21 protein-coding genes and 1 tRNA gene are annotated in these 20,782 nt (G+C 33.5%); 14 read left to right on the plus strand and 8 right to left on the minus strand.

Annotated elements, in window-relative coordinates; all coding sequences use genetic code 11:
• Positions 1–47 precede the first annotated feature (47 nt).
• Positions 48–488 carry a hypothetical protein gene (locus DG508_RS08640; protein WP_108867761.1) on the plus strand — a complete coding sequence of 147 codons (441 nt, stop codon included), beginning with the start codon at positions 48–50 and terminating at the stop codon, positions 486–488.
• Positions 489–570: 82 nt separating this feature from the next.
• Here DG508_RS08640 and DG508_RS08645 read toward each other — a convergent pair whose 3' ends face one another.
• Positions 571–1,002, minus strand: a complete 432-nt coding sequence (locus tag DG508_RS08645; protein ID WP_108867762.1) for a secondary thiamine-phosphate synthase enzyme YjbQ — start codon at positions 1,000–1,002, stop codon at positions 571–573.
• A 223-nt stretch (positions 1,003–1,225) separates the two neighbouring features.
• Between DG508_RS08645 and DG508_RS08650 the strand changes: the two genes are divergently transcribed.
• Entirely contained in the window at positions 1,226–2,044 is an 819-nt protein-coding gene (locus DG508_RS08650) for an HAD family hydrolase (RefSeq protein ID WP_103865765.1), read from the plus strand.
• 7 nt (positions 2,045–2,051) lie between these two features.
• Here the strand turns inward: DG508_RS08650 and DG508_RS08655 are convergent, their stop codons facing one another.
• Positions 2,052–2,996, minus strand: a complete 945-nt coding sequence (locus DG508_RS08655) for an MBL fold metallo-hydrolase (RefSeq protein WP_108867763.1) — start codon at positions 2,994–2,996, stop codon at positions 2,052–2,054.
• Between the two features lie 61 nt (positions 2,997–3,057).
• Positions 3,058–4,854 (minus strand): translation elongation factor 4, encoded by a 1,797-nt coding sequence (gene lepA, locus DG508_RS08660; protein ID WP_108867764.1) that lies wholly within the window; start codon positions 4,852–4,854, stop codon positions 3,058–3,060.
• Between the two features lie 238 nt (positions 4,855–5,092).
• Between lepA and dusB the strand changes: the two genes are divergently transcribed.
• Both dusB and DG508_RS08670 read left to right on the plus strand, forming a co-directional pair.
• The gene (gene dusB / locus DG508_RS08665) at positions 5,093–6,088 is read left to right on the plus strand and encodes a tRNA dihydrouridine synthase DusB (protein WP_108867765.1); all 996 of its coding nucleotides are present in this window, start codon (positions 5,093–5,095) and stop codon (positions 6,086–6,088) included.
• A 261-nt stretch (positions 6,089–6,349) separates the two neighbouring features.
• On the plus strand, positions 6,350–9,727 hold the full coding sequence (locus tag DG508_RS08670) for a tetratricopeptide repeat protein (RefSeq protein ID WP_108867766.1): 3,378 nt from the start codon (positions 6,350–6,352) through the stop codon (positions 9,725–9,727).
• A 28-nt stretch (positions 9,728–9,755) separates the two neighbouring features.
• Here DG508_RS08670 and DG508_RS08675 read toward each other — a convergent pair whose 3' ends face one another.
• Positions 9,756–10,958 carry an ABC transporter permease gene (locus DG508_RS08675; protein ID WP_108867767.1) on the minus strand — a complete coding sequence of 401 codons (1,203 nt, stop codon included), beginning with the start codon at positions 10,956–10,958 and terminating at the stop codon, positions 9,756–9,758.
• 117 nt (positions 10,959–11,075) lie between these two features.
• Positions 11,076–11,468: a 30S ribosome-binding factor RbfA gene (rbfA, locus tag DG508_RS08680; RefSeq protein WP_108867768.1), complete on the minus strand. Its 393-nt coding sequence runs from the start codon at positions 11,466–11,468 to the stop codon at positions 11,076–11,078.
• A gap of 63 nt (positions 11,469–11,531) precedes the next feature.
• Here rbfA and mce point away from each other — a divergent pair, with 63 nt between their 5' ends.
• Positions 11,532–11,960, plus strand: coding sequence for a methylmalonyl-CoA epimerase (gene mce, locus DG508_RS08685; protein WP_199185102.1), 429 nt, complete (start codon positions 11,532–11,534; stop codon positions 11,958–11,960).
• A 104-nt stretch (positions 11,961–12,064) separates the two neighbouring features.
• Positions 12,065–12,138, plus strand: a tRNA-Ile gene (locus DG508_RS08690).
• 702 nt (positions 12,139–12,840) lie between these two features.
• Here the strand turns inward: DG508_RS08690 and DG508_RS20990 are convergent.
• Positions 12,841–12,996, minus strand: coding sequence for a hypothetical protein (locus tag DG508_RS20990; RefSeq protein WP_159090766.1), 156 nt, complete (start codon positions 12,994–12,996; stop codon positions 12,841–12,843).
• Positions 12,997–13,095: 99 nt separating this feature from the next.
• Positions 13,096–13,434: a hypothetical protein gene (locus DG508_RS08695; protein ID WP_146052707.1), complete on the minus strand. Its 339-nt coding sequence runs from the start codon at positions 13,432–13,434 to the stop codon at positions 13,096–13,098.
• Positions 13,435–13,916: 482 nt separating this feature from the next.
• Between DG508_RS08695 and DG508_RS08700 the strand changes: the two genes are divergently transcribed.
• Entirely contained in the window at positions 13,917–14,099 is a 183-nt protein-coding gene (locus DG508_RS08700) for a hypothetical protein (protein ID WP_103864370.1), read from the plus strand.
• A 24-nt stretch (positions 14,100–14,123) separates the two neighbouring features.
• Here DG508_RS08700 and DG508_RS08705 read toward each other — a convergent pair whose 3' ends face one another.
• Positions 14,124–14,711: a riboflavin synthase gene (locus tag DG508_RS08705; protein WP_108867769.1), complete on the minus strand. Its 588-nt coding sequence runs from the start codon at positions 14,709–14,711 to the stop codon at positions 14,124–14,126.
• A gap of 107 nt (positions 14,712–14,818) precedes the next feature.
• On the opposite strand from DG508_RS08705, the gene pdxA reads away from it, so the two are divergent.
• From pdxA to DG508_RS08740, 7 genes are all read left to right on the plus strand, one after another.
• Complete coding sequence (pdxA, locus tag DG508_RS08710) at positions 14,819–15,892, plus strand: 4-hydroxythreonine-4-phosphate dehydrogenase PdxA (RefSeq protein ID WP_108867770.1); 1,074 nt, start codon at positions 14,819–14,821, stop codon at positions 15,890–15,892.
• A 160-nt stretch (positions 15,893–16,052) separates the two neighbouring features.
• Complete coding sequence (locus DG508_RS08715; protein ID WP_108867771.1) at positions 16,053–16,592, plus strand: YceD family protein; 540 nt, start codon at positions 16,053–16,055, stop codon at positions 16,590–16,592.
• A gap of 10 nt (positions 16,593–16,602) precedes the next feature.
• Entirely contained in the window at positions 16,603–16,800 is a 198-nt protein-coding gene (rpmF, locus tag DG508_RS08720; RefSeq protein WP_024768393.1) for a 50S ribosomal protein L32, read from the plus strand.
• Between the two features lie 172 nt (positions 16,801–16,972).
• Positions 16,973–17,968, plus strand: a complete 996-nt coding sequence (locus tag DG508_RS08725) for a beta-ketoacyl-ACP synthase III (protein ID WP_108867772.1) — start codon at positions 16,973–16,975, stop codon at positions 17,966–17,968.
• A 29-nt stretch (positions 17,969–17,997) separates the two neighbouring features.
• Positions 17,998–18,507 (plus strand): acetyl-CoA carboxylase biotin carboxyl carrier protein, encoded by a 510-nt coding sequence (gene accB / locus DG508_RS08730; RefSeq protein ID WP_108867773.1) that lies wholly within the window; start codon positions 17,998–18,000, stop codon positions 18,505–18,507.
• Between the two features lie 91 nt (positions 18,508–18,598).
• Positions 18,599–19,942, plus strand: a complete 1,344-nt coding sequence (gene accC / locus DG508_RS08735) for an acetyl-CoA carboxylase biotin carboxylase subunit (RefSeq protein ID WP_108867774.1) — start codon at positions 18,599–18,601, stop codon at positions 19,940–19,942.
• Between the two features lie 152 nt (positions 19,943–20,094).
• On the plus strand, positions 20,095–20,772 hold the full coding sequence (locus DG508_RS08740) for a hypothetical protein (RefSeq protein ID WP_108867775.1): 678 nt from the start codon (positions 20,095–20,097) through the stop codon (positions 20,770–20,772).
• The last annotated feature ends 10 nt before the right edge of the window (positions 20,773–20,782 follow it).

Consider the following 20,782-nt stretch of genomic DNA (forward strand, 5'->3'; position numbering starts at 1 on the left):
AGGCTTTTATATGCATAATCTGTACATTTGCAAATAAACACATCATTATGTACGAAGTTATCCAAATAGTCCACTCTTACTGGGCTTATCTTGTTGTTCTTATCGTTACTTTGGCCACTATAAATGCATTAGCCGGTTTTTTTACAAAAAGGCAATATGCACCAAAAGATTTTAGAATTTCTCTATTCGCACTTATTGTTACGCATATACAGCTTTTGATAGGAATGATAATATTCTTTGTATCTCCTTTTGTAGTTTGGTTTTCAGGAACTCATAAAGTGGGAGAAATAATGAAGGATGCTACCTTGCGATTGTATAATGTAGAACATCCAATAGTAATGATTTTGACTATTGTTTTTATTACAATGGGATATTCAAAACATAAAAAGAAGCTAACTTCTACACCAAAATTTAAAACATTAGCCATTTTCTATACCCTTGCATGGATTCTTATGTTATCTAGAATTCCTTGGGCAAACTGGTTTTAGATTCTTGTAATCTGATAGTATAAAAAGACACCTCCTGAAATTAATTTCAGGAGGTGTCTTTTTATACATTATGGTCAAGTTATTATTCAATAACTTGACCATAAGCAGTAATTACTAAATTTCTTGCCCCCCCATAATCTCGGTGCTCACAAAGATAAATACCTTGCCAAGTACCTAGATTTAAAGCCCCGTTGGTTATTGGCACTACCACAGATGCCCCCATCAAAGAAGCTTTGATATGTGCAGGCATATCATCAGGACCTTCATAGGTATGAATATAGTATGAGGCATTTTCTGGCACCATAACATTCATATGACTTTCAAAATCCTCTCGTACTGTGCTATCCGCATTTTCATTTATAGTCAAACTAGCAGAAGTATGTTTTATAAACACTTGCAATTGACCAATAGCTATAGTGTGAATTTCGGGTATGTAGTTTATAATATCTGTAGTAATCAAATGAAACCCTCTTGGGAATGGCTGTAATTGTATTTCTTTCTGAAAAAATTTCATAATCTAATGATAAATGGAGTTGGTAGATAGATACTTCTTACTCTTTTAATTTTATATTTGATTAATAAGAGAAACTATTTTATAAAACAGAAGAGAATCATTTTTTAATTTTCCTATTCTGGTTTATGATAAGATTGTGCTAATTTAATATAAATTTCACAGTAGTTATTCTAAGGTGTTTTTTTCAACTATGTACCTTTGTGGTATAAAACAACTGATTAATATGGATTTATCACAAATCAAAATGATTGCTACAGATATGGATGGAACACTGCTCAATACCAAGGGAGAAGTAAGCCGTCTTTTTTTTGAGCTTTTTGAAGAGCTCAATGAACTGGGAGTGATTTTTGTTGCAGCAAGTGGTAGGCAATATTATAGTATTATAGATAAGTTAAAACCTATAAAAAACGATATCTATGTTATTGCAGAAAATGGAGCATTAACCATGCGACAAGATAGAGAACTCCAGACCACAGAGATTGATCGCAAAACATATTTAGAATTACTTGATGTTACCAAAAACTTACAAGGATCACAAGTTATTCTATGTGGAAGAAAACAAGGGTATATCCAAGATTATGGGCAAGATTTTGTAGACATGTTTAGTGAATTTTATGATCGCTATGAGATTGTAGAAGATCTAGCAACAGTTACAAATGATAGGTATCTTAAAATTGCAATCTGTAATCAGAAAGGAGCAGAAAAATATTTATATCCTGCATTAAAGCACCTCGAAGATAGATTAAAGGTAAAAGTATCAGGAGAAATCTGGCTAGACCTATCTCATAATCTCGCAAACAAAGGATATGCATTACAGCAATTACAAGAAGTGAATAATGTGCTACCAGAAGAAACTATGGTTTTTGGAGATTATAATAATGATTTTGAGATGATGGGTAGAGCTACCTATAGTTTTGCCATGCAGAATGCACACCCCAATATAAAAGAAGCCGCTAATTATTCAACAAAAAGTAATAATGATAATGGAGTAGAATATATGTTGCATAAAATGATCAAAGCCAAAAAAGCAATCAATTCTTGAGTATTATCTACTGGTATGCAGTTGCGAATTCGGTAATCAATTCTTGAATTTCTTCATCAGAGTATTTTCTCGAAAAATGAACAGGAATAGCTTCTGTAACATTACATAATTTCATTAATCGCCCTGACTCGCTAGAATAGCTATGGTGGTTTTTGATGGCCAACTCCTGATCCTGAGATTTATAAAAACTTTCGATATAGACCCGATCAGCATTTTTGAATATCGTTATTATTTTCTCATGATTTGTTTCAGAAGCGGCGTGATCCATTACAAAACCAAGCTTTTGACCAGGCTTTATACTCATCAAATAGAATAGCTCTGTAGCTTTATATGTTTTATGATCAATAGTGATAAGTCGATCAAGTTCACTATTCTCATAAGCATACTTTAGTTCTCGAACCCATACTCCCCCAGTAAAATCGGTATTTTGTAAATTGATTTTGGTAGTATTTCTTTCTTGAAATAAGTAAGCAATAGAATCAGTTTTATGATTTAGTATGGTACACGTGACCTCAAATAATTCATTCTCATAGACTGTATTTTGGTCTATGGTCTCCAATGCAACCTGATTCCATAAAGGAGGATTAAGTTCAGTTCTTTTTATTGAGTTCTCAGAAAGTATCTCACGAATCTCATACACTATTGCATCTTTATCAATTAAATTCCAGCAGTAGCTCTGTATTCTTTTCTGAATTTGATCAGTTATACCTTTTGGCCCACAGATAACCACTCTTCTTTGTATCCCGATTTGATGTCGTAAGATAGTATCAAAATTAATAAAGTGATCAATATGCGTATGACTAATAAATAGTGCATTCGTATTTTGACATTCTTTTACCGTGAGATCACTTGCCTCTCCACATTCGCATATATAATTAAATGAGTGGTTTTCTGCCTTGATCAAAAAGCAGATATCCTCATTCGGTTTACTTTTTAATACAACATCAAACATGTTTCTCTGTTTTTTTATACAGTAAGTATATACTTAGGTAATTATCAGAGTATGAGTAGTACTAATCATTCAGTTTAAGTACTGCCATAAATGCTTCCTGTGGGATTTCTACATTACCAACTTGACGCATACGTTTCTTACCTTTCTTTTGTTTTTCGAGTAGCTTACGCTTACGAGAAATATCACCACCATAACATTTGGCAGTAACATCTTTACGAAGTGCTTTTACCGTTTCACGGGCAATAAACTTAGCTCCAATAGCCGCCTGAATAGGAATATCAAATTGTTGACGAGGGATTAGTTCTTTTAGTTTTTCACAAATTTTCTTACCAATATCATACGCATTATCCTTGTGCAATAATGCAGACAATGCATCAACGATATTTCCATTAAGAAGTATATCTACTTTTACCAGTTTAGAGCTACGCAAACCAATAGGAGCATAATCAAAAGAAGCATATCCTTTTGACACCGTTTTTAAACGATCATAAAAATCAAAAACGATCTCTGCCAGTGGCATATCAAAAGTAAGTTCTACACGCTCTGTAGTCAAATATGTTTGATTTGTAATCTCACCACGTTTCTCGATACATAATGACATTACAGACCCTACAAAATCAGATTTGGTAATAATAGAAGCTTTTATATAAGGTTCCTCTACCCGATTCATAGAAGAAGGATCAGGTAAATCCGATGGGTTATTTACAATAATGATATCATCAGGCTCTTTATTAGTAAAAGCATGATAAGAAACGTTTGGTACTGTTGTAATAACAGTCATATTAAATTCACGTTCCAATCGCTCTTGAATGATTTCCATATGCAGCATTCCCAAGAATCCACATCTGAAACCAAAACCAAGTGCAGCCGAACTCTCTGGTACAAATACTAAAGAAGCATCATTAAGCTGTAATTTCTCCATAGAATTACGTAGCTCCTCATAATCCTCTGTATCTACAGGATAAATACCTGCAAATACCATAGGTTTTACATCTTCAAAACCTGCAATTGCATTTTGAGTAGGTGTTTTAGCATCAGTAATGGTATCTCCCACTTTTACCTCACGAGCATCCTTGATACCAGTAATCAAATAACCAACATCTCCTGTTTTAATTATTTGTTTTGGTACTTGATTAAGTTTTAGTGTTCCTACCTCGTCGGCAGAATAATCTTTTCCAGTAGCAACAAATTTAATTTGCTGTCCTTTTCTGATTTCCCCATTTACAATTCTAAAATAAGTTTCAACCCCTCTAAAAGGATTGTATACAGAATCAAAAATCAAGGCCTGTAATGGCTCCTCAGGATTTCCTTCAGGAGCAGGGATACGTTCTATAATAGCAGTAAGAATTTCTTCTATTCCGATTCCTGTTTTGGCACTGGCAGGAATCACATCCTCAGCATCACAGCCTAGTAAATCTACAATGTCATCAGTAACCTCTTCAGGATTGGCACTAGGCAAATCAACCTTATTAAGAACAGGAATAATTTCTAGATCATTCTCTAGAGCCAGATAAAGATTAGAAATCGTTTGCGCTTGTATACTCTGTGCAGCATCTACAATAAGTAATGCGCCTTCACATGCTGCAATAGAACGAGAAACCTCATAAGAGAAATCCACATGACCAGGAGTATCAATAAGATTCAGGATATAATCCTCACCCTTATATGTATATTCCATTTGGATAGCATGACTCTTGATGGTAATTCCACGTTCACGTTCTAGATCCATGCTGTCTAGTAATTGTGCCTGTGCTTCGCGGGCAGTTACAGAACCAGTAAAATCCAATAATCGATCCGCCAAGGTACTCTTACCATGATCAATATGAGCAATAATGCAAAAATTTCTTATATGTTTCATCTCTCGTAAATTCATCTTTAGGGCGTGACCCCTCGCTTGTGGCGAGTGGTCGGGCTATCCGCGCTACATGGTAGCTTGCTCCTATCCCTCACGCAATTCTCACTATAATAATAGCTTGCAAATATAATCGATTTTAGAAGGTTTATACTATCCCTTCCTGTATTTTTAGATGCCATAGGAATAATACAAACGGGTAAGGTCTGAAAGAATTTGTATTTTTGCCAAAAAAATAATTGCTGTGGCCAAAATAGGAAACATAGATGTAGGAGAGTTCCCATTGTTATTAGCACCGATGGAGGATGTAAGTGATCCCCCTTTTCGAGCATTGTGCAAAGAACAAGGAGCAGATGTAGTATATACAGAGTTTATCTCTAGTGAAGGATTGATTCGTGACGCTGCCAAAAGTGTGATGAAACTTGATATTTATGAAAAAGAACGCCCAGTAGGAATTCAAATTTTTGGAGCCAACCTGGATTCAATGCTAAAATCGGTTGAGATTGTAGAAGCATCGGGACCAGATATTATAGATATCAATTTTGGGTGTCCAGTAAAAAAGGTAGTTAGCAAAGGAGCAGGAGCAGGAATTCTCAAAGATATAGATCTCATGGTTTCGCTTACAAAAGCCATGGTAGAACATACCAAATTGCCAGTTACTGTAAAAACACGATTAGGTTGGGATCATGACTCCATCAGAATCGTAGAAGTAGCAGAACGATTACAAGATGTAGGAGCCAAAGCAATATCCATTCATGGGCGTACCAGATCACAGATGTACAAAGGTAATGCTGATTGGAGACCTATTGCCGAGGTAAAAAATAACCCACGAATGCATATACCTGTATTTGGTAACGGAGATGTTGATACCCCAGAGCGAGCTATGGAGATGCGAGATGCTTATGGGCTTGATGGAGCCATGATTGGTCGTGCCAGTATAGGATACCCTTGGTTTTTTAAAGAAGTAAAACATTATTTTGAAACAGGAAAAAAACTAGCTCCCCCAACCATAGAAGAGCGTGTTATTGCCGCTCGCAGGCATTTACAAATGGCAATCGATTGGAAAGGTGAAAAACTAGGTGTTTTTGAAACCCGAAGACATTATACAAACTATTTCAAAGGAATACCACATTTCAAAGAATACAGAACCAAAATGGTAACCAGTGATGATGCCAAAGATGTATTTGCTGCATTTGATGAGGTAGCGGCTACATTTTCTGATTTTGAGTTTATCTCATGATTTTGATAAACCTAAAAATAGATAAAATCTAACTATATAATTAGTTGTCTTTACTCTCTTAGCAAATATTTGATCTTGTGTGTGCTGAACCCTGTCTTGTTTTGGAGTAAACAATAAAAATAAGATATAGTAATGGTTGTAATCACTCAAAAATATACGAACCACTCATATCGAACTAAATTTTTAATGAGATCAACGTATAAGGTAACATTTTTGCGTTCTTTGCTATAAACTATTTAAGGAACAATATTTCTACCTCTTATGAAATCACCATTAGCTTTTTTATATTCTTCTTTTTGGATCATCTTTTTTATCACACTACCATTTACAACATATGCTCAAATAGCAAATGATACTGTAGTAGCCTCACAGTATTATAAAAAAGCAGATTCTTTGTTGACAGAAGGTGAGTATGATCCTTCTATCGGTTATTTTACAAAAGCGATCCCTATTTATAATAAAGCAAAGGCATGGAAACAACTGGCAAATAGTTATAATAAAATATCAGAAAATCAAAGATACTTAGGAAGCTATCAGGAGTCTCTCTCCAATGCTAAAAAAGCGTTAGAAATAGTTACCACTTATTCTTTAGCTGACTCTAGACAAGAAGCAGCTGCCTTAGATAATATAGGAGAATATTATTTTAAAAAAAGGAAAATAGACCAAGCCTTATTTCATTTTAAGAAATCGGTATCTATTCGCAAAAAAATACTACCAAGTAATCACTCAGATATCTCAAAATCATATAATAGTATAGGAAGAGTGATGACTATGAAAAATAAATTTAATGAAGCTTTAAAGTTTTATAATAAAGCAATTGACCCAAATTTTAAAGATAATATTCATCTCCCAAATATATATAGTAATATGGCTGGAGTATATTTTTTTTTAGGGAAGTATAATAAGGCTATCATTTATATGCAAAATGCATTGCAATTGCAAATTAAACAATTGGGAGATAATCATCCTAAAAATGTAATGTATTATAATAATATTGGAATTCTTTTTGAGAAGTTAGAAAAATATGATAAAGTAATATTTAATTATATAAAAGCCCTAGAGATACAAAAAAAGATAGCAGGAGAAAACCATTCCAATATTGCCGTGATTTATACTAACATGGCCAATGTGTTTTTTGAGAAAAGAGATTTTGATAAAGCTATTGAGTATAACCAAAAAGCGATAGAAATTAGATCTAAAACATTGGGGGATAATCATCCAAAAAAGGTGTTAAATTATTTTAATGTAGGAAGAGGTTATCTTAATAAGGGGATGTATAATAAAGCTCTTTCTTGTTACAAAAAAGGGATTGAACTCCAAGACAAAAAAAAGAAAGGTTATAACCCTCAAATAGCAGTTGCCTATACCAATCTAGCGTTAATATATTTGGCTAAAAAGGAGTATAAAAAAGCATTGACATTAGCTAATAAAGTTTTGCAAACACTTATTTCTACTTTTGGAGAAAAGCATCCGGATGTAGCAACAGCTTATGCTAAAGTTGGAGATATCTATAGAGATCAACAAAAATGGGAGAAAGCTTTGTTTTATTATAACAAAACAATAAATATCAGATTTAAAATTTTTGGAGAAAATCATAAATTTATTGCAGATACTTATTTGGCAATTAGTGATTTATATAAACAGAAAAAGGAGTTTGATAGGACTATAGAGTATTCTCAAAAAGCATTGGATATTTATAAGAGTATCAATAATAAGAGTATTATTCGTGCCTATAATTGTATTGCGTCTATTTATGTAGAGAAAAAAGAATATGATAAAGCTTTGGTACACTATCATAAAGCTATCAAAGAGAACTCTAGAGTTAATATACATAGTTTTGGCCAAAATAAAAGCAAGAATCAAACTGATACATCTTTGAACCCAAAGATTCTACTCACTTCTATAAGAGGTCAATCCAAATCATATATGGAGTTATTCAAACAACATAAAGATAAAAGATATCTAAAGAAAGCAATCAAAGGCTATCAAAAATCGGATTCATTGATTAATACACTACGTCAATCTTTTACGAACTATCAAGATAAAGTAGATTTTGCAAAAACAGCCAAAGCAGTTTATAAGGGAGCAATAGAAGTACAGCTACTACAAAATGATCAATCATCGATAGAACAGGCATTTTATTATGCAGAAAAAAGCAAAGCCAATACCCTTAAAGAATTGCTCAATGATGCCAATGCCAAAAGCTTTACAGGACTGCCAGAAGACCTTATTTCTTTAGAAAAAGAGATAAGAATTAATTATTCTTTCTATCAATCTAAAATAGTAGAACAACAGTCGAAGAAAGAATTAGATACAACAAAGCTTACTTATTTTGAGGGTAAACTATTTGATGTAAGCAAAAAACAGGATTCCCTAATTCAAGTATTAGAAACAAAGTACCCCAAATACTATCAGCTTAAATATAAAAACGAAACTACCAATCTATCCACAATTCAAAAACAGCTAGATAATCATACGACACTACTAGAGTTTTTTACAACTGATCGTGTTACCTATGCTTTTACAATTTCAAAAACAGCTATAGCAGTACAACAATTAGCTACTCCCCAGCTCACTGAGAAGATACAGACTTTGGGGGCAGCTATTACTTCTAGAAACACCACTGCTTTTAAACAAAAATCCAATGCTTTATATACTCAATTAATAGCACCTATCGCAGATAAGCTAGTAGGAGATCAATTGATTATCATACCAGATGGTGTCTTATGGCATCTTAATTTTGAACTACTATTAACTCAAAAAGATGAGAACAATAACAATCCAGCCCTTTTGTCATACTTGCTTAGAGACTATGCAATCACCTATGCCAATGCAGCCAACTTGTTGTTTGACTCTTCAACAAGAAATAAACAAAAAACATTACAAGAATGCTTGGCTTTTTCGTTTTCAGATAGTACTCAAACTACAGATACTCGTGCTGTGAGTTTGGCTACTTTGAGAGCTACAGGAGATGACTTGCCAGGAACTCGTAGAGAGATCAGGGCTATATCTGAGATTATTGATGGGCAATACTATTATGGATCACAAGCGATAGAAGCTAACTTTAAGAAAAATGCAGGGCAGTACAACATCCTTCATCTAGCATTGCATGGGGAGGTAGATAATGAACACCCTGAGAATTCTAGGCTTTATTTTACAAAAGACAAAGATACAATAGAAGACAACTATTTATATAGCCATGAGCTATTTGCTATGGATATTCCTGCAGAGCTTACGGTACTTAGTGCTTGTAATACAGGAACTGGTAAGATTGCCACAGGAGAAGGGATTATGAGTTTAGGGACAGCTTTTCAATATGCAGGTACCAAGAGCTTACTACTTACTGGTTGGGAGGTTTCTGATCAAACGACTCCAGAGTTGATGCAGTATTTCTATAAAAACCTCAAATCGGGGATGAGTAAAGGCAAGGCATTACAACAAGCCAAATTGGAATATCTGGCAACTGCCAATATCAATAGAACTGCCCCTTTTTATTGGGCAGGATTTTATTTGGTAGGAGATACAGCACCTATTGCGTTTACAGACAATACTAGATTGTACTGGATTTTGGGAATAGTAGGATTGATTATTCTATCAGCAGGACTTTTTTGGTATAGAAAGAAAGGTTATAAGAATTAAAATAATCGGCTTAATACTTACAAAACTATTATTGAACTAGCTTCTGGTTAATTCTACTCGAAGCGAGTAGAGAAGCTACAAAACCAATAATAGTAATAGTAAAGAAAACGACAACAAAACTCATTGCTGTAATTTTTGTAGGATATGTAAGTGACGGAGTGATCATCAATAATCCAAATTGTTGTTGCATAACGATTACTACAAATCCAAAAAACAAACCTAATAGAGCACCCAAAACAGTCATCAATGACCCTTGAAAAAGAAAAATCTTCCTAATATCAGGCAAAGAAGAACCTACATTATAAAGCGTTTTTACGTTACTTTTTTTGTCGATAATCATCATAATAATTGCCCCAGCAACATTAAAAAGAGCGATAATAGCAATTAATGTAATTATCAAATAAGACACTAGATTTTCAGTGTTTAGCATTTTGTATAGAGTGTCATTGAGTTGTGCTCTATTTTTGATAATTACGGTATGATCAAAGAGAGACTGTAGGTTCTTAATCAATTCTTCTTCATTAGCTTGAGGAGATAATTTAAGCTCTATATGTGTTACTTTATCAAGAGGTAAGTTTAGTAATTTACGTGCCAGTCCTATGGTAGCAAATATATATTTTTTGTCAAGCTCTTCATTTACACTATAAATCCCAATATTAACCGCTTTTTCAGTTCTGAATGCCTTTGATGGGTCATTAGGGATTCCTTTTCCAGGTTTTGGCACATAGATACTCAATAGGTTGGTATATGTCTGCTCTACTCCCATACTGAGCTCTCTACAGATTCCGTTGCCAGCCACTACTTGAAAATCATTACTATTTAACCAATCACCATACACTATAATACTATCGGTTTGTATGACATTATGGTAATTCGCATCAACACCCTTGATATAAGCAGTTTTTTGTTTGTTCCTAAAATCTAGAAAAACACGTTCTTCTACAATCTCAGAAAAATGAACAACTCCATCTAATTTGGCAAGTTTTGCTTTTTGATCCTCTGTAAATGTAAATGTTTTCCCTTCTGAAGGGAAAATCTTAAGATTGGGGTCAAAGTAAGTAGAGAACTGCAAACTAAACTCCTTGAGTCCTGCAAAACCAGATAGTACTAAAAATAATGCCATAGCCCCAATTACAACACCCAAAGCTGCAATAATTGTAATGATGTTAATAGCATTACTGCTTCCTGGAGAAAATAAATACCGCCTAGCGATGTAGTACGAAAAATTCACTGTTGTGTAAGGGTCATTTGATATATAGAACTCTAATTTTGTAATAAAGGTATCAGAAACGAAAATACTTTTCTTCTGTCAGGATAAATTTATATCAACAAAACAGAATCAAAAAGCTTATTTCTTTTTTCTTTTTTCTAGAAGGTCAGGATTTGCAATAGGATTTTCTTTTCCTTTTACAGCTTCTTCTATATTAGAGATATACTCTAGAGAATCATCAATAAAAAAGTAGAGTTCTGGCATACGACGCAATTGGTTTTTGGTACGTTGTGCGACCTGATGTTTTATTTGTGATTTTACTTCATTTACTTCTTTCAATACGTTCTCACCTTCTATATGCGGAAAAACACTCATATATACTTTGGCAATAGAGAGGTCTGTAGTTACACTTACTTTGGTCACAGAAACCAGTATCCCTTGTATTCCTGCTTCACGTAATGCAAGTTGTATTACATCTGCTACATCACGTTGTAATACTCCTGCAATTTTTTTCTGTCTGTTTGTTTCCATGGTGCAAAAGTACAATTTATATGTATTTTTGTTACAAAGTGATAAAAGTATATTATGAATCATATCAATAAAATAGAACATTTAGGGATTGCTGTAAAAGACATTGATCAGGCAAATGCACTATATGAGAAACTTTTAGGGGTTCCTCCTTATAAACAAGAAGCTGTAGAAAGTGAGTCGGTAATCACTTCTTTTTTTAAGGTTGGAGATAGTAAGATAGAGTTATTGGCGAGTACTCAGGAGGATGGCCCGATAGGTAAATTCATTAGTAAGAAAGGAGAAGGTATTCATCATATCGCTTTTGATGTAGATGATATCGAATTAGAATTAGATCGATTGCAAAAAGAAGGATTTCAATTAATCAATACAACCCCAAAATCAGGTGCAGATAATAAGTTAGTTGCTTTTATTCACCCAAAAAGCACTAATGGCGTTTTAGTCGAGTTATGTCAGGAAAAACCTGTGAATCAGAAAGGTGGCAATAATAAGTGACATTTGTTTTAAGGAGAGATTACTTTTTTATAAAAAAGATTTAAAATAATAGAAAAAAATGTTTGGCGGTTTATATCAAATCCTTAAATTTGCCCTCCGTTTTAGGTCCCATAGCTCAGCTGGTTAGAGCACCTGACTCATAATCAGGGGGTCCTTGGTTCGAGCCCAAGTGGGACCACCTAGTAAAACTAAGCCTTACAGAGATGTAAGGCTTTTTTTGTTTTTTATAATGATGTTTTCTAATACATACATTGAATATAAGAGAGCAGATAAATAAACTTACATGGTATTGATATTATGGCATGAATAAGAAATATTAATATAAGCCCTCTCGCAAGAGTTTTTTATAATTAGTTACATTTTTGCAGACATTCTGCCAAGTTCCCAACCGATATAAAATAACCCCATAGTTATAGCTAGCATAAGGGTTACGAAATCTAAATGACTTAACTTGTTTATTAATTTAGATAAGTAGCCTAAAAAATTGATTTTTGTTTTCATAAGAATATACTGTGAATTTTAGATTTATTAAATAAAGTGTTTATAAATAGTAAAACGATAATTAATAGAATTATATGGCTCAGGAAAAAATATAACCAATACCATATCCTATGCAGTAGGATAGCAATAATGATGACAATAATGTCCAGGCTATAAAATCTACCTTTTTCATTTCATTGTTTTTTTTCATTTTATGTGCATTAAGTATTTGTAATCAATGAATTATTTGTCAATAATACAACAGGATTGTCCCGTTTTTTGAAACTGACACATTTTTTTCTAAAAAAAATCTCATACGACCCAAATTTAGACCCGAGGGTCTCAAAATTAGGGTAATTGTATAATGTGATGGACCTATTTTACCTTCTGATGAGGTGTTTTAATGAAAATTTAGGTATTGATGTCTCATTTTTGGGATCATGTAGTCTAATGATGGGTGTTTATAGTCTAAAATTGAGAGGTTGTTCTCTAATTTTGAGACGTGTAAGTCTAATTTTGAGACCTCAGAGTCTAACGGAGCGTCTTTTTGATCCATCAGAGGGTCTTTTTTTTATTTGGGTAAAATCAGAATACGACTCTTTTCGATTTCTGTTTTACAACCATTATTTGTTAGAAAAAGAATTTTGTAAAAAGATTATACCAATCTAATATCCTCTTTAAATAAGCTGTGAATATATTCGGCATGAATATTTACTTGTTCAGCACCTTCTAGGCAATGAAACAATAAATGGATAAGACCATAATCTCCAAACGTATCTCTGTATTCATGACGTTCTTTGTTCTTGATCCAATAGATAAAAGAACATAAATGGCCAATCTCTCCCAGTTTTTGGGCATTGCTCAAGCATTTTTTAAACTCCTCTAGAGGCATGCAAGCATATTCATTGTATTTTCTTTTACAAAAATTGTAGTCAAACGTATGCTTATACGATTGTAATTTTCGATTCTGTATTTCATAGCTTATACCACTCATAACATTTGTATTAAGTAGTTATAATATCAATTAGGGTCTGTCGCTGCTTTCACAAAATATATGCCAAATCAACAAAAAACATAATCCAATTTCTGGTAAATAAAAGGAAAATGATTTATGGAATAATTCCACTACAAAAATACAAAATTAGGAATGATTCCAACAAATCTAAATTGTTTTTATAATGTTATTTTTTTAAACAGCATTATTATGTAACTCTATTAGAAGCGATGTATTTTATGAGTCTACTTATTTTTTAATAGTGAGTAATTAGGTGATCTCTTTGATTTAATATGAAGCTTAGATATGTTTTTGTTGCACATACAATTGTTAGTTAGTAGGTTAAGTGTTTGTTTTATTTGTTTTCTGTTAATAAAACCTGATAAGTATATTTTAGAAAAAGAAAGGTGTATTGTACATTTGTTTTTGAATTTGATACAGTATGGTATGTTTTTTGGGGAAAGAACAACCATAATGAATAAATGGGAAAATTAATCAAATCTAGAATTATGCAGTATAAAGTAATTGATACAAGAAGTCAGTTTTTTGGCAGAGTATTGGATTTCGAATCCTGCTCAACAATGGGGAATTTAGGAGGAGTTCTCTTAAAGATTGAAAGAAACAGAGTTTCGCTTTTTAAATTTAATGAAGTAGAATTAGTGTAGTGTTCAGCTCACTGTTCTACTTTTCTATCTTAATTCGGTAATCCGCTTTACATACTTACCAATAACATCAAACTCCAGATTGACAACTGTATCTATCTTGAAGGTGTTAAAATTTGTATGCTCATACGTAAAAGGAATAATAGCTACACTAAATTCATTTTTCTTAGAGTCTACCACAGTAAGGCTAACTCCATTTACAGTAACAGAACCTTTTTCTATAGTGATATTGTGTAGCTCAGGATCATAGTTAAATGTAAAATACCAACTTCCTTGAGCCTCTTTGACGGCAGTACATATTGCGGTTTGATCTACATGCCCCTGTACAATATGTCCATCAAGGCGATCCCCTAATTTCATCCCACGCTCTAGGTTTACGATACTACCTACTGCCAATGTATCTAGATTGGTTTTGTCTAAAGTCTCTTTGATCGCTGTTACAGTATATTGATCATCATTGATTGCCACTACAGTAAGACACACACCATTATGCGAAATACTCTGATCAATTTTTAGTTCTGAAGTAAAATTAGCACGTACTGTAATGTTTAAATTTTCTTTATCACTCTCTAGGTGAGTAACTGTTCCTAATTCTTCAATGATTCCAGTGAACATAAATGCAAATTATTTAATTAAATTTGTGACCTTGTGACCTAATATCAAATTAATTGGTATTAGTTCTGATACTATAGGTCAAAAATACAGATAAAGTAGTTTATATAATGAAGAAAGAAGAAAAAATAAGATTAGGAATTTCTATAGGAGATCTTAACGGAATAGGAAGTGAAGTAGTGCTCAAAACTTTTGAAGATTCACGGATGCTTGATTTTTGTACTCCTGTAATATTTGCCTCAGTAAAAAACCTTTCTTTCTTAAAAAAACATTATAAAAGCCCAGTAAACCTTCATGGAGTAGATAAAACTTCTCAGGTTTTAGATGGTAAGATTAATGTGCTTAATGTATGGAAAGAAGGCGTGAATATTAATTTTGGTAAAGAAGATCAAAAGATAGGAGAATATGCGATCAAATCTCTTGTTGCAGCAACCAAAGCATTAAAAGAAAATGAAATAGACGTGTTAGTTACTGCTCCTATTAATAAGCGTAGTATACAATCAGAAGAATTTAAATTTCCAGGACATACCGATTATCTAGACCAGGAACTAGAAGGTAATAGCCTAATGTTTATGATTACAGATGAATTAAAGGTAGGATTACTTACAGATCATGTAGCTATCAAAGATATAGCAACAACGATCACACCAGAGTTAATACATCAAAAAATAAATACCATTCATCAAGCACTCAAGCAGGATTTTGGTATTTCTAAGCCCAAAATAGCAGTATTAGGTATTAATCCGCATAGTGGAGATAACGGAGTAATAGGCAAGGAAGATGAAGAAATATTAAAACCAACAATTCAAGAAATTAATGAATCTGGCAAATTGGTATACGGGCCATATGCAGCAGACAGTTTTTTTGGTTCTGATAACTATAAAGTTTTTGATGCAATTGTAGCCTCATATCATGACCAAGGATTAATACCCTTTAAAACCTTATCCTTTGGCAAAGGTGTAAATTATACGGCAGGACTAAATAAAGTACGTACCTCGCCAGATCACGGTACAGCTTTTGAAATTGCAGGAAAAAACAAAGCAGATAATAGCTCTTTTAAGGAAGCAGTGTTTACAGCACTAAAAATTTTTAAAAGAAGAGAAGAATATCAAGAGTTAACCAAGAACCCGCTCAAAAAGCAAGCTCGAAAACCCCAAAAGAAGTCATTTGAAGGAAAAAAATAAGGTATTTGACAAACCTTTGCAGTAAAAACTGCACACATTATATTTATGAATCACTAACGAACTGATATAATTTTGTTTACAAAAATACTTTCATAACGAATTTTTATTATCTTTGCACCCGCCTTTATCAAATTGATAGGCGTCTGAAACTGATGATGAAATGAAACAACTAAAAGAGTATACTATTCCTTTTGTTGGGCTGAAGCAAGGATTACACCAGTTTGAGTATCAAATTGAGAATACGTTCTTTAAACATTTTGAGTATGATGAATTTAATGCATCTGCAGTAAAAGTTGATCTGGAGTTTAACAAGAAAACAACAATGTTAGAACTCGAGTTTAAAGCAACAGGAACTGTAAATGTGAATTGTGATCTCACTAATGAGCCTTTTGATCTGCCAATAGAAAACGATTTGTTTTTGGTAGTAAAATTTGGAGATGAATATAATGATGAAAACGAAGAACTACTTATTCTCCCGCATGGAGAATATGAAGTAAACGTACAACAATATATTTATGAACTTATTGTTCTGGCAATGCCATCCAAAAGAGTTCATCCAGGTGTAGAGAATGGTACATTACAATCTGATATACTCGAAAAATTAGAAGAATTAAGTCCAAAGGAAAAAACAAAAACAAATGACGATGAGGAGACAGATCCTCGTTGGGATAAATTAAAAAACTTATTAAACGATAAATAATAGCTAAGCAATGGCACATCCTAAGAGAAAAATATCGAAAACCAGAAGAGATAAGAGAAGAACGCATTATAAAGCTTCTGTACCACAAATAGCTACTGATCCTACTACAGGAGAAGCGCATTTGTATCATAGAGCCCACTGGCACGAAGGTAAACTATACTATCGTGGCCAAATCGTTATTGATAATACTGAAGAAGAAGTAGCATAACGATATAGATGAAATTATAAAAGAGCTCTCGCATTTGTGAGAGTTTTTTTGTTTTTAGTTGAATATGTGTCAAAATCCACTTATTTTGCGCCATGTTTGTGTATAATTTAGTAATTTCAACGAATTTTTAAGCGCTATTTTGTGCTGTAGTTCGTGAAACTAAAACTAAGATATGAGTAAAATCACAGCCGCTATTACAGCTGTAGGCGCTTATGTGCCAGACTATGTGTTGACTAATGATATATTAGCAACTATGGTCGAAACCAATGACGAATGGATAACCAGTCGTACAGGTATCAAAGAACGTAGAATACTAAAAGATAAAGACAAAGGGACTTCTTTTTTAGGTATTAAAGCCGCAGAAGATCTGATTGCCAAAAGAAATCTCGATCCAAAAGAGATAGATATGGTTATCTTTGCTACTGCTACCCCTGATCTTCCTGTTGCTGCAACAGCAGCATATACAGCCTCACAAATAGGAGCTGTCAATGCTTTTTCTTATGACTTACAAGCAGCCTGTTCCAGTTTTTTATATGGAATGTCTACTGCAGCTAGTTATATTGAATCAGGAAGATATAAAAAAGTATTAGTAATAGGAGCAGATAAAATGTCTTCTATTATTGATTATACCGATCGTACTACCTGTATCATTTTTGGTGACGGAGGAGGTGCCGTTCTTTTTGAACCCAATCAAGAAGGTTTGGGATTACAAGATGAGTATCTACGAAGTGATGGTATAGGAAGAGAGTTCCTCAAAATCGAAGCAGGAGGATCAATACTTCCCCCTACAGAAGAAACTGTAGCCAATAGGCAACATTTTGTTCAACAAGACGGAAAAACTGTATTTAAATATGCGGTTTCAAACATGGCTGATGCCAGTAGTAAGATCTTAGAACGTAATAATCTAACAGGAGAGGATGTAAACTGGCTTGTAGCTCATCAGGCAAATAAACGTATTATTGATGCTACAGCCAAAAGAATGGAACTTGATGAAAACAAGGTTCTTATGAATATCCAGCGATACGGTAATACCACATCTGCTACCTTACCGCTACTGTTACATGATTACGAAAAACAACTCAAAAAAGGAGATAATATAGTATTTGCCTCATTTGGAGGAGGCTTTACTTGGGGATCTATTTTTCTAAAATGGGCTTATAACGCCTAAACAACTAAAAAAAACACAATACCCACATTATGGATTTAAAAGAAATTCAGAATTTAATTAAATTCGTTGCCAAATCTGGTGCCAGCGAAGTAAAGTTAGAAATGGATGACATTAAAATCACCATTAAGACTACAGAAGAAAACAAAGAAGCAACAACAATTGTACAACATTTGCCTGCGGCTGGTACAGTTGCTCCACAGCAAATGGCTCCTGTGCAAACACAACAGGTTGCATCTACCCCACCAGCAGTGACGCCAACAAATGAAGCTCCCGCTGCTGCTGCAGAAGATAACTCAAAATACATAACGATCAAATCTCCTATCATAGGAACACTTTATAGAAAACCATCACCAGACAAGCCTACATTTGTAGAAGTAGGTGACTCTATAAAAGAAGGAGATGTGCTTTGTATTATTGAAGCTATGAAACTTTTTAATGAAATCGAAAGTGAGGTTTCTGGTAAAATAGTAAAAGTATTAGTTGATGACTCTTCTCCTGTAGAATTTGATCAACCATTATTCTTGGTGGATCCATCATAACCCGATTTTAAAATTCCAAGATACAATTCCCAAAATCTGATTATTTCAGAATTTGGAATTTGGAATTTGAGATTTTTAAATTTTAAAAGTTATGTTCAAAAAAATTCTAATAGCCAATAGAGGTGAGATTGCCATGCGTGTAATCAGAACCTGTAAAGAAATGGGTATAAAATCTGTAGCTGTATACTCTACGGCAGATGCAGAAAGTTTACATGTACGTTTTGCTGATGAAGCAGTATGTATAGGGCCAGCCCCAAGTAATGAATCTTATCTTAAAATGTCTAATATTATTGCTGCTGCAGAGATTACAAATGCAGATGCAATACATCCTGGATATGGATTCTTATCAGAAAATGCAAAGTTCTCCAAAATATGTGAAGAACATGAAATAAAATTTATCGGTGCCAGTGCCGAGATGATTGATAGAATGGGAGATAAAGCCTCTGCAAAAGCAACGATGAAAGCTGCTGGAGTGCCTACCATTCCAGGTAGTGAAGGAATACTTGACTCTTTTGAAGAGACAGAAAAGCTTGCAGATGAGATGGGATATCCTGTAATGCTTAAAGCTACTGCAGGAGGAGGAGGAAAAGGAATGAGAGCTGTATGGGAAAAAGAAAACCTGAAAAAATCATGGGATAGTGCACGACAAGAAGCTGCCGCCTCATTTGGAAATGATGGTATGTATATGGAGAAACTCATAGAAGAGCCACGTCATATCGAAATCCAAATTGTTGGAGATAGTAATGGAAGAGCCTGTCACCTATCAGAAAGAGATTGCTCGGTGCAAAGAAGACACCAAAAACTTACAGAAGAAACTCCGTCACCTTTTATGACAGATGAACTTCGTAAGAAAATGGGAGAAGCTGCAGTAAAAGCATCAGAATTTATTAAGTATGAAGGAGCTGGAACTGTAGAGTTTTTGGTAGATAAGCATCGTAACTTCTACTTTATGGAAATGAATACTCGTATTCAGGTAGAGCACCCTATTACAGAACAAGTGGTAGACTATGACCTGATAAGAGAGCAGATTCTAGTAGCGGCAGGAGTGCCGATTTCTGGTAAGAACTATTTTCCGCAACTACATTCTATAGAATGTAGAATTAATGCAGAAGATCCATACAAAGACTTTAGACCTTCACCAGGAAAAATTACCAACTTACACATTCCAGGAGGACATGGGGTACGTGTAGATACACACGTATATAGTGGATATATTATTCCACCTAACTACGATTCTATGATTGCTAAGTTGATTACCACAGCACAAACACGTGAAGAGGCGATCAATAAAATGAAAAGAGCACTAGACGAATTTGTAGTAGAAGGAATAAAAACTACAGTACCTTTCCATAGACAACTTATGGATCACCCAGACTATGTTGCAGGTAATTATACAACCAAATTCATGGAAGATTTTGAAATGGAAGAAGCTTAATATGTATCTCTTTTATTTTTTGAAATAAGAAAAAATGCCCCCCTGTTTTCAGGGGGGCATTTTTCACTTAAAAAGGTGTTTTTGTTGTACCTTTTTGATGGTAACTTTGTATTCTCTGTTGGGCATAAAACATATATTAAAAATAAATAGGTATGTTGAAGAACTACATTACAAAACTTATATTACTAGTAGTACTTCTATCTCTTACATCTTGTTTTGAGATCATAGAAGAAGTAAATCTCAATAAAGATGGATCAGGAGACTTTGTACTTACCATAAATCTAAGTCAAAGTAAATCTAAAATCACCTCGATAATGCTATTAGATAGTATAAATGGGCATAAAGTACCATCAAGAGAAGGTATACAACAAGGAATGATAGAAGTAGTAAACTATCTAAAAAAATCCAAAGGAATATATAATGTTACAAAAAAAGAAGATTATGAAAACTATGTTTTTTCAGTGCAATGTTCTTTCAAAAATATTAATAGCATAAATAACCTAACCAAAGAAGTATTAGGTAAACAAAAGGTAAAGATACAATCATACAACACTTATGAATATGATGTTTCAAACAAAGAATTTACCAAAGAATACAACTATGATTCTCAGCTATTAAAACAATATAATAAGCTACCTGTAGATACTAAAAAAGTATTTGAAAATGCTTCTTATACTGGTATCTATAGATTTAATGAGCAAATCCAATCTGTTTCAAATACAAAAGCTAAAGTCTCTAAATCAAAAAAGGCAGCAATGCTTAGAGTCAATGCGATAGATTTAATAAACGGACACACAAAACTTAATACCAAAATTCAATTAGCAAAATAATTACTTCACA

The organism is Aquimarina aquimarini, from assembly GCF_900299535.1.
GTDB lineage: Bacteria > Bacteroidota > Bacteroidia > Flavobacteriales > Flavobacteriaceae > Aquimarina > Aquimarina aquimarini.

Excerpts from the sequence above, each read along its gene's own strand:
- DG508_RS08640 (WP_108867761.1), top strand. The coding sequence starts at position 48 with ATGTACGAAGTTATCCAAATAGTCCACTCTTACTGGGCTTATCTTGTT.
- DG508_RS08645 (WP_108867762.1), bottom strand. The coding sequence starts at position 1,002 with ATGAAATTTTTTCAGAAAGAAATACAATTACAGCCATTCCCAAGAGGG.
- DG508_RS08650 (WP_103865765.1), top strand. The coding sequence starts at position 1,226 with ATGGATTTATCACAAATCAAAATGATTGCTACAGATATGGATGGAACA.
- DG508_RS08655 (WP_108867763.1), bottom strand. The coding sequence starts at position 2,996 with ATGTTTGATGTTGTATTAAAAAGTAAACCGAATGAGGATATCTGCTTT.
- lepA (WP_108867764.1), bottom strand. The coding sequence starts at position 4,854 with ATGAAACATATAAGAAATTTTTGCATTATTGCTCATATTGATCATGGT.
- DG508_RS08670 (WP_108867766.1), top strand. The coding sequence starts at position 6,350 with ATGAAATCACCATTAGCTTTTTTATATTCTTCTTTTTGGATCATCTTT.
- rbfA (WP_108867768.1), bottom strand. The coding sequence starts at position 11,468 with ATGGAAACAAACAGACAGAAAAAAATTGCAGGAGTATTACAACGTGAT.
- DG508_RS20990 (WP_159090766.1), bottom strand. The coding sequence starts at position 12,996 with ATGGATCAAAAAGACGCTCCGTTAGACTCTGAGGTCTCAAAATTAGAC.
- DG508_RS08695 (WP_146052707.1), bottom strand. The coding sequence starts at position 13,434 with ATGAGTGGTATAAGCTATGAAATACAGAATCGAAAATTACAATCGTAT.
- DG508_RS08700 (WP_103864370.1), top strand. The coding sequence starts at position 13,917 with ATGGGAAAATTAATCAAATCTAGAATTATGCAGTATAAAGTAATTGAT.
- DG508_RS08705 (WP_108867769.1), bottom strand. The coding sequence starts at position 14,711 with ATGTTCACTGGAATCATTGAAGAATTAGGAACAGTTACTCACCTAGAG.
- pdxA (WP_108867770.1), top strand. The coding sequence starts at position 14,819 with ATGAAGAAAGAAGAAAAAATAAGATTAGGAATTTCTATAGGAGATCTT.
- DG508_RS08715 (WP_108867771.1), top strand. The coding sequence starts at position 16,053 with ATGAAACAACTAAAAGAGTATACTATTCCTTTTGTTGGGCTGAAGCAA.
- rpmF (WP_024768393.1), top strand. The coding sequence starts at position 16,603 with ATGGCACATCCTAAGAGAAAAATATCGAAAACCAGAAGAGATAAGAGA.
- DG508_RS08725 (WP_108867772.1), top strand. The coding sequence starts at position 16,973 with ATGAGTAAAATCACAGCCGCTATTACAGCTGTAGGCGCTTATGTGCCA.
- accB (WP_108867773.1), top strand. The coding sequence starts at position 17,998 with ATGGATTTAAAAGAAATTCAGAATTTAATTAAATTCGTTGCCAAATCT.
- accC (WP_108867774.1), top strand. The coding sequence starts at position 18,599 with ATGTTCAAAAAAATTCTAATAGCCAATAGAGGTGAGATTGCCATGCGT.
- DG508_RS08740 (WP_108867775.1), top strand. The coding sequence starts at position 20,095 with ATGTTGAAGAACTACATTACAAAACTTATATTACTAGTAGTACTTCTA.